Below are 7,113 nucleotides of genomic sequence, written 5' to 3'. Positions count from 1 at the left end.
TGCGAGGTTTTTTATGTGACAAAAGTTACGAGGGCGGGGTATGTATATGAATAGGATTGACTCAACATAAGTATTTTATGCTATTTTATATAACGTCATATATGCCTTCAAATCTTTAAGAAAGCAATAATGATTATTATCTGTCATGCTGCAAAAAGTTTTCAGCATTTGCTTTTAAACTGTTTGTAAAAGGCAGCATGACAATAAAGGTATTGCCTTAAAGTTTTTCAGACATACACGCCGTTATAATATAAATGGTTTGCAGCCTTTTAATTTTAACTTATAACTTTTCACCGTAGTACTGGGGGTGTAGCTCAGTTGGGAGAGCGTCTCGTTCGCAACGAGAAGGTCAGCGGTTCGATCCCGCTCACCTCCATTTTTTTGAATATAAGAATTAGAGTGTGGGGCGTGGAATACCACGCCCCCTGCTGCTTTACCGTTTGACTAATTTGAATATTTAGCGTAATATAATGTCATACGATGTAATTCATCCGTTGAAAAGGAGTTTGCCATGCCTACTGTTCAAAAAAGCATCAGGATTCAGGAAAAGACGCTTAAACAAGTTGAGAACATTGCCCGTGAATCCGGCAGGGAATTTTCTGCTGTAGCAAATGCATTGCTTGAAGAAGCAGTAAAAATGCAGCGCTGTCCGGGCATAATTTTTACTGAGGGCACTTCCGGGCGCAGGGCGAGGATTGCAGGTACAGGCATAGAAGTATGGGAGATTATTGCAGCTTATAAAGGGGTAGACAGGGATATTAATCGTCTGCGTGAGGCCTATCACTGGCTTGCCGAGCAGCAGTTGCGTTCCGCTGTTGGTTATTATAAGGCATATCCTGAAGAAATTAACCGCCTTATAAAGCAGAATGAAGAACTGACCAGAGAAGTTGTTTATAAAAAATATCCATTTCTCTCAAGAGATATTCGTTGAAATATTACATTGATGAGGACATCAGCCCGACAATTGCAGAAATCCTGAAAAAACATCATATAGATGCCATAAGCGCTTATGAAGCCGGAATGGCACAAGCTGCCGATATAGAGCATCTTCGGCGCGCTGCATCTGAAAGAAGATGTCTTATAACCCGCAACAGGAATGACTATATCCGCTTAACTGTGCAGTTCTTTAACGAGCATCACCCGCATAATGGAGTGCTGATAATGCCCTATACGCTCCCCGGCGATAAATTCTCTTTCATAGCGAAAGCCATTATTAAATATGACTCAAAACACCCGCAAGATTCCTTAGAGCCGTATACTTTTGATTTTCTTGAAGCATAGTTTTTATTTGAGACGCTGACTAAAGGGTGGGGCTTGGCTATGCCAAGCCCCACCTGTTTAAAGTCGTCATTCCGTGCCTGACACGGAATCCAGTTCTATAACCTGTCATGCTCCGATTTAATCGGGGCATCCAGATTTTCTTCTCCTAAAGAAATTTCTTGCTCCCAATGTCGCCCCGCCGGTTAAGAAAAGAATAGAGCTGATGGGTTCAGGGGCGATGGCGCGTCCGTTACGAATGGCAATGGCACTGAAGCTGTCATAACTCTTTCCCCCGTCGTAGTCCTGGCCGCCGTCGTTAGTATTGAAGAACCACGCGAAAGTTGGACTATCCTCGGTACCCGTCCAGTAATAGGCATGTGTCAAATTCTGAAAGTCACCCTTGTTTATCAGTCCCAAATATGCAGAATTATCGAGTTCCGTATAATACAGATGCCCCATCTCGCTGCCAGTGCAGTCATAGTGCCTACAAAGCTCTGAGCCATCTTGGTTTAAAGCTGTCGGCAACCGCCAATCAGTATAAGTATTAATACCGAAAGTAACTGATAATGCATCTGCCCAGCTTACCTGATTCTGCCATGTATTAGCTGTGTTCGTATAATCATACCACGTGACATTACGGTCAGTATCATAGATGAGGTTGTATGTACCATGTGTGGATGTACCCTGTCCTAAGAGCTCCAATGCGGCATGAGACTGCATGGCAAATACTAAGACCATTACCAATAAAACAATACTTAAAACTAAAAACTTTGATACTTTCATTTTTTAATCCCCCCTTATTTTTTTTTGGTAAACAACGATACTGCGATTCCCCCTCCTTTCTTTTTGATAGTGCTAAGGCAAAAAATATTTACAGTACAAAATTATCACTTTTTTTACACTACCCCCCCATTTGTCAAGAGTTTTTATAAAAAACTTATAGGAGCTATAAGAATTATTAATAATGACTAATGCCCTTGTTTTTTAGTCATTGCGAGTCCTGATTTTTCGGGACGTGACAATCTCACCGGAAAATACGGGATTGCTTCGCTTCACTCGCAATGACGATTTTTTATCTGTTTGTTGCATTCTCTTTTAATGACAGGTAAAATTAAAGACATTGCGGATGTATTAAAAGAATTTAAAAGAAAAAAACGCTTTGTTTTGTCAGGGTAATGCATTAGTGAATTAAACTGCATTAAGAAAAATTGCTTAAACCATATATCCTTAAAAAACTTCTTCTTTTAATCCCCCTTCTTCTCGGCATCACTTTCATCACCTTTGCACTGATAAAGGCGCTGCCCGGAGATCCTGTCACATCCCTTGCGGGCGAAAGGGCAAATCCGGAGACTATGGAACGCATCAGGCAGCAGATTGGAACTGACAAAAACTTTATATCCCAGTTTGCGGGATATTTAAATCTTGTTGTAAAAGGCGACCTCGGCAGGTCTTATTACACGCAGAGACCTGTGGCTCAAGATATAGTTGAAAAGTTCCCTAACACGCTTAAGCTTGCAATAGCGGCAATGCTTATAGCGGCGCCGGCAGGCGTTGTGCTTGGAATCATCTCAGCCACAGGCTCAAGGAGGAAAAATTTCTTTGGAAATTTTTCCTCCTTGGTTTCAATTGGCGGTATAAGTATACCTGTATTCTGGATAGGGCTTATATTGATGTACATCTTTTCATTTTACTTGAAATGGCTGCCGCCTTCCGGCACAGGGGACATAAGGTTTTTAATCCTGCCTGCAGTGACGCTTTCCCTGCCTGCGGGGGCATCTATCGCACGGATTTTAAGGACGGCAATGCTTGAAATTATAGGGCAGCCTTTTATAAAAACTGCAAGGGCAAAGGGTCTGAAGGAAAATGTAATATGGTTCAGGCATGTGCTTAAAAATGCAATGATACCGCTTGTGACTATTATAGGACTTGATTTCGGGAGCTATCTTAACGGCGCAGTCCTTACAGAGACAATATTCGGCTGGGACGGCATCGGCAGGTTTACGATGGAGGGGATTATCAAGAGAGACTACCCGGTTGTGATGGGATGTCTATTAACGGGCACAACGGCATTTATTTTGATAAACATGTTTGTTGATTTGTTATACCACTATCTTGACCCGAGGGTAAAGTATAAATGAGAAATGAGAAGTGAGAACTGGAAACTAAAAAAATGGGAAGTAAAATAGCAATTGCGATTTTGATATTAATAACAGTGGCATCTGTTTTTGCGCCTTTGCTGACTAACTACGACCCGGTAAGAATTGACCTTGACAGCATCAAAGAACCTCCCGGCCTCAGTCATCCCTTTGGCACTGACAACAAGGGCCGGGATATTTTAAGCCGCATTCTTTATGGAGGGAGGCTTTCAATCGGTATTGCTGTGACAGCAGGGGTTATTTCCCTCTGTTTAGGGCTGACGGTTGGTCTTATTGCAGGTTATTTCGGCGGCAGGGTAGATATGGCGCTTATGATGCTTGTTGACCTAATACTTTCGTTCCCCTCGCTTCTCCTCGCAATAGGCATATCTGTCGTCTTCCCTCCCGGGGTTTTTACTGTTGTTATAGCTATTACGGCTGTCGGCTGGGCTTCATTTGCAAGGCTTATAAGAGGAAATGTTCTAAGTCTCAGGGAATTTACTTATATTGATTCGGCAAGGGCTCTCGGATGTTCTGATGCAAGGATTATAGTAAGGCATATTCTTCCAAATTGCCTGCCGTTTAGTTTTATTGTGTTAGGGCTTAAATTGGGAGGTTACCTGCTTACGGAATCAGCGCTGAGTTTTCTCGGTCTCGGCGCACAGCCGCCGGCGCCGACGTGGGGGTCAATGATAAGCATTAACAGAATATATATATTATCGGCGCCGTGGATGGTGATATTTGCGGGACTGGCAATATTTGCAACTGCAGTCTGTTTTAATATACTCGGAGACATGCTGCGAAATAAAATGGATTTCAAATTTGAAATTTGAGATTTGAAATCACCTTAAGTTTATCCGCCTGCAGCTATCCGTTCTTCTTCTTCCTGACGGGTCTTGCAGTCAATGCATAAAGCGGTGACAGGCCTTGCCTCAAGCCGTTTAATGTCAATTGGATTAGCGCATTCCTCGCAGATACCGTAATTCCCCATGTCTATCCGGTCAATGGTTTCGTCAATTTTTTTTAAAAGCATCCGCTCCCTGTCTCTTAACCTGAGCATAAAGTTCCTGTCTGTTTCAGCAGTAGCCTGATCGCCCATATCAGGGAAGTTTATCTCTCCCGGAAGGCTGTTTAAGGCCTCTTCAGCCTCTTTAAGCAGCATTTCTTTTTGCGCTATGAGACTCTTCTTAATCTCAAGAATCTTCTTTTCCCTCAGCGATGGTTTGCCGGAGCTTTTGGCAGTGGCTTTTTTGACCGCTGGAGATTTTTTGCCCGCAGAAGCCGGTTTGGCTCTAACTGTTTTTTTCGGAGGCGATTTTTTGGATTGCTTCTTAACTTTTTTTGTTGCCTGTTTGGAAGTCGTTTTCTTAGCTATCTTTTTAATTTTCTTTGCCATGCAAAAACCTCTTTTCAGGGAAGATAAAAAACGGGATATAGACTAACAAATTTTATAGATTAAGTCAAACATCAGGACAAGTTTTGCATGGCCTGTTTAAAAGATAACTCTGGTTCGCCTATGAACTCAACCCCTCCCTTGATATTTACGCCTTCGCTTCTGACCCACTTGACTATCCCGACGCCGGGAGGCACCGGATTCTTTCCGTTGTTAAATATGAGGACATGTCCGGGCTCAATAGGGTAATCGGTCAGGAGGCTTATGCCGCCGTTGCTTATGTCTAACGTAGTGCCGCCTGCCGTTATTTTTTTTAACTGGTGAAGTTCTATGTCGTTTAATGAAAATTTAATTGCCGCACTATGCGGTTCGCGTTTATGCTTCCTTCTCTCTGAATTTTCAAGTGATGCAGGAACCATATAATTTAAATTTCTCATACTACCACCCCCAATAGAAATTATAATAATACATTATATAATTATAAAAAATTATACAAGCATAAATTAATATTACGAAACAGCGGCTACCGTATCTTTAGGCTTTGCCGTTTTTTTAGCAGCGGCAGCCTGTGCAATTTCCTGATAATTAAAGGTTCCTGTTATAGCTGTAACCGGGCATTTGGATGTGCATATGCCGCAGCCGATGCATTTATTCTGGTCTATCGCATGAAGTTTTTTATGTTCTCCGGAGGCTGCATTGACAGGGCAGACCTTTGTGCATATGGCACAGCCGATGCATTTTTCCGTAATAAAAGCCTTTGGTCTGTGCGGTATGTAGTCCATGATTGCCTTTGAAGGACATTTAGCCGTGCAAAGCCCGCACACCCTGCATTTATCAAGATTGATTCTTGAGAGATTATTTTCCACCAGCGGAGCGTTATAAGGGCAGACCTTTACACAGATGCCGCATCCGGTACATCCGGGCTTACAATTTTTTTTGGTTTCAGCGCCTTTGTCTTTTGAATGACATCTTATCAGAACCTCTTTTGCAGAAGGTAAAATTTCAATGACTTTTTTGGGACATGCCTGGGCGCATTTACCGCATGCAGTGCATTTCACCGGATTAATTACCGGAAGATGGTCATCACTCATAATTATTGCGCCGAATGAACAGACATTTGCGCATGTGCTGTAGCCCAGACAGCCGTAGATGCAGGACTTGTCCCCTCCGCTTGAAAGGACGGCAGCCCTGCAGTCCGCAATTCCTTCATATTTAAATCTACGCGCTGATTTGGACATGCCTCCCTGACAGAACACCCGTGCAATTTTTGGCTCTAAGGCGCTCATTGCCTTGCCCGTAATTTTAGCAACGGCTTCTGCTGAGGCCTTTCCGCCCGGTGTGCATAAATTAGGCGCAACCTCAGGTTTTAAGACTACTGCCTCTGCATACTGCCTGCAGCCTGCAAAACCGCAGGCGCCGCAATGGGCATGGGCAAGGCACTCTGAGACTTGGTCAATGCGGGGGTCTTCCTGAACGGCAAATTTTTTAGCTGCAAAGGCAAGACCAATTCCGAATATGGCGCTGATTCCGGCTAAGAATATTGCGGAAAATTTTAAGACCTGAGCTAAATCCACATATTCTTTTGCCTCAACCCCTCCGCCGACGCCGAGCATGGGAAGCGGGATGTGGTTTATCAGGTTAATTAAATCAATCAGTGTTTTTGTAATGTTAAAGTCAAACATTGAGCAACCTCTCTGGGTTCAAGGGGCCAAGGGGTCAAGGATTCCAGTGATGGAATTAATTTTTTTAAAAAATTTTTCACGTGAACCCTTGAACCCACGAATCCTTGAACCCTTTATTTTACAGAGTTATAAGCCCTGAAAACCCCGTAAATGCAAGCGCGATAAGTCCTGCCACAATAAATGATATCGGCATTCCTTTAAACGGCGCCGGTATGTCTGCCAATTCCAGCTTTTCGCGTATGCTTGCCATAATAACCAGCGCAAGCGCAAAACCCAGTCCGGAACCAAGACCGAAGGCCATGCTTTCTATAAAAGAATAACCCTCCCCGGCGTTTATCAGCGGTACTGCAAGTATTATGCAGTTGGTGGTAATCAGCGCAAGGTAGATGCCGAGTTTGTGATACATCGCAGGACTCACCTTTTTCATAATTGTATCGGCAGACTGCACAAATGCGGCAATAACGCCGATAAATACAATAATCTTAAGGAATTCAAGTTGAAAAGGTATCATGATATATTTAAAGACAATCCAGCTTAAGGCCGAACTTATTACCATGACAGCGGTAAAAGTTATGCTCATTCCAACGGCAGTTTCCATCCTCTTTGAGACACCAAAAAAAATGCAAAGCCCCAGGAATCTTGT

General features: G+C 43.1%; 9 protein-coding genes and 1 tRNA gene. 5 read left to right on the top strand and 5 right to left on the bottom strand.

Annotation, left to right across the window (positions count from 1 at the left end; translation table 11 throughout):
* The first annotated feature begins 303 nt into the window (after window positions 1–303).
* The 3 genes from HZA10_01345 (at window position 304) to HZA10_01335 (ending at window position 1,281) form a co-directional block, all read left to right on the top strand.
* A tRNA-Ala gene (locus HZA10_01345) sits at window positions 304–376 on the top strand.
* A gap of 135 nt (window positions 377–511) precedes the next feature.
* Window positions 512–931 (top strand): DUF433 domain-containing protein, encoded by a 420-nt coding sequence (locus HZA10_01340; protein MBI5194946.1) that lies wholly within the window; start codon window positions 512–514, stop codon window positions 929–931.
* The gene (locus HZA10_01335; protein ID MBI5194945.1) at window positions 928–1,281 is read left to right on the top strand and encodes a DUF5615 family PIN-like protein; all 354 of its coding nucleotides are present in this window, start codon (window positions 928–930) and stop codon (window positions 1,279–1,281) included. The genes HZA10_01340 and HZA10_01335 overlap by 4 nt, the downstream gene beginning before the upstream one ends.
* 117 nt (window positions 1,282–1,398) lie before the next feature.
* On the opposite strand, the gene HZA10_01330 is transcribed toward HZA10_01335, so the two are convergent.
* Window positions 1,399–2,043: a DUF1566 domain-containing protein gene (locus HZA10_01330; protein MBI5194944.1), complete on the bottom strand. Its 645-nt coding sequence runs from the start codon at window positions 2,041–2,043 to the stop codon at window positions 1,399–1,401.
* A 425-nt stretch (window positions 2,044–2,468) separates the two neighbouring features.
* Here HZA10_01330 and HZA10_01325 point away from each other — a divergent pair, with 425 nt between their 5' ends.
* Entirely contained in the window at window positions 2,469–3,398 is a 930-nt protein-coding gene (locus tag HZA10_01325) for an ABC transporter permease (GenBank protein ID MBI5194943.1), read from the top strand.
* Window positions 3,399–3,430: 32 nt separating this feature from the next.
* Complete coding sequence (locus tag HZA10_01320) at window positions 3,431–4,228, top strand: ABC transporter permease (protein ID MBI5194942.1); 798 nt, start codon at window positions 3,431–3,433, stop codon at window positions 4,226–4,228.
* A 20-nt stretch (window positions 4,229–4,248) separates the two neighbouring features.
* On the opposite strand, the gene dksA is transcribed toward HZA10_01320, so the two are convergent.
* The 4 genes from dksA to HZA10_01300 all read right to left on the bottom strand — a co-directional run.
* Complete coding sequence (gene dksA / locus HZA10_01315; protein ID MBI5194941.1) at window positions 4,249–4,791, bottom strand: RNA polymerase-binding protein DksA; 543 nt, start codon at window positions 4,789–4,791, stop codon at window positions 4,249–4,251.
* A gap of 71 nt (window positions 4,792–4,862) precedes the next feature.
* Window positions 4,863–5,225 (bottom strand): PilZ domain-containing protein, encoded by a 363-nt coding sequence (locus tag HZA10_01310; protein MBI5194940.1) that lies wholly within the window; start codon window positions 5,223–5,225, stop codon window positions 4,863–4,865.
* Window positions 5,226–5,297: 72 nt separating this feature from the next.
* Window positions 5,298–6,401, bottom strand: a complete 1,104-nt coding sequence (locus HZA10_01305; GenBank protein MBI5194939.1) for an RnfABCDGE type electron transport complex subunit B — start codon at window positions 6,399–6,401, stop codon at window positions 5,298–5,300.
* A gap of 187 nt (window positions 6,402–6,588) precedes the next feature.
* Window positions 6,589–7,113, bottom strand: a 525-nt coding sequence (locus HZA10_01300) for an NADH-quinone reductase (GenBank protein MBI5194938.1), incomplete at its 5' end; no start/stop codon positions are given.

The organism is Nitrospirota bacterium, assembly GCA_016212185.1.
Classification (GTDB): Bacteria; Nitrospirota; Thermodesulfovibrionia; order UBA6902; family DSMQ01; genus JACRGX01.
Note: the sequence above shows the minus strand (reverse complement) of the source record. Positions and strands in the feature narration are given on the sequence as shown.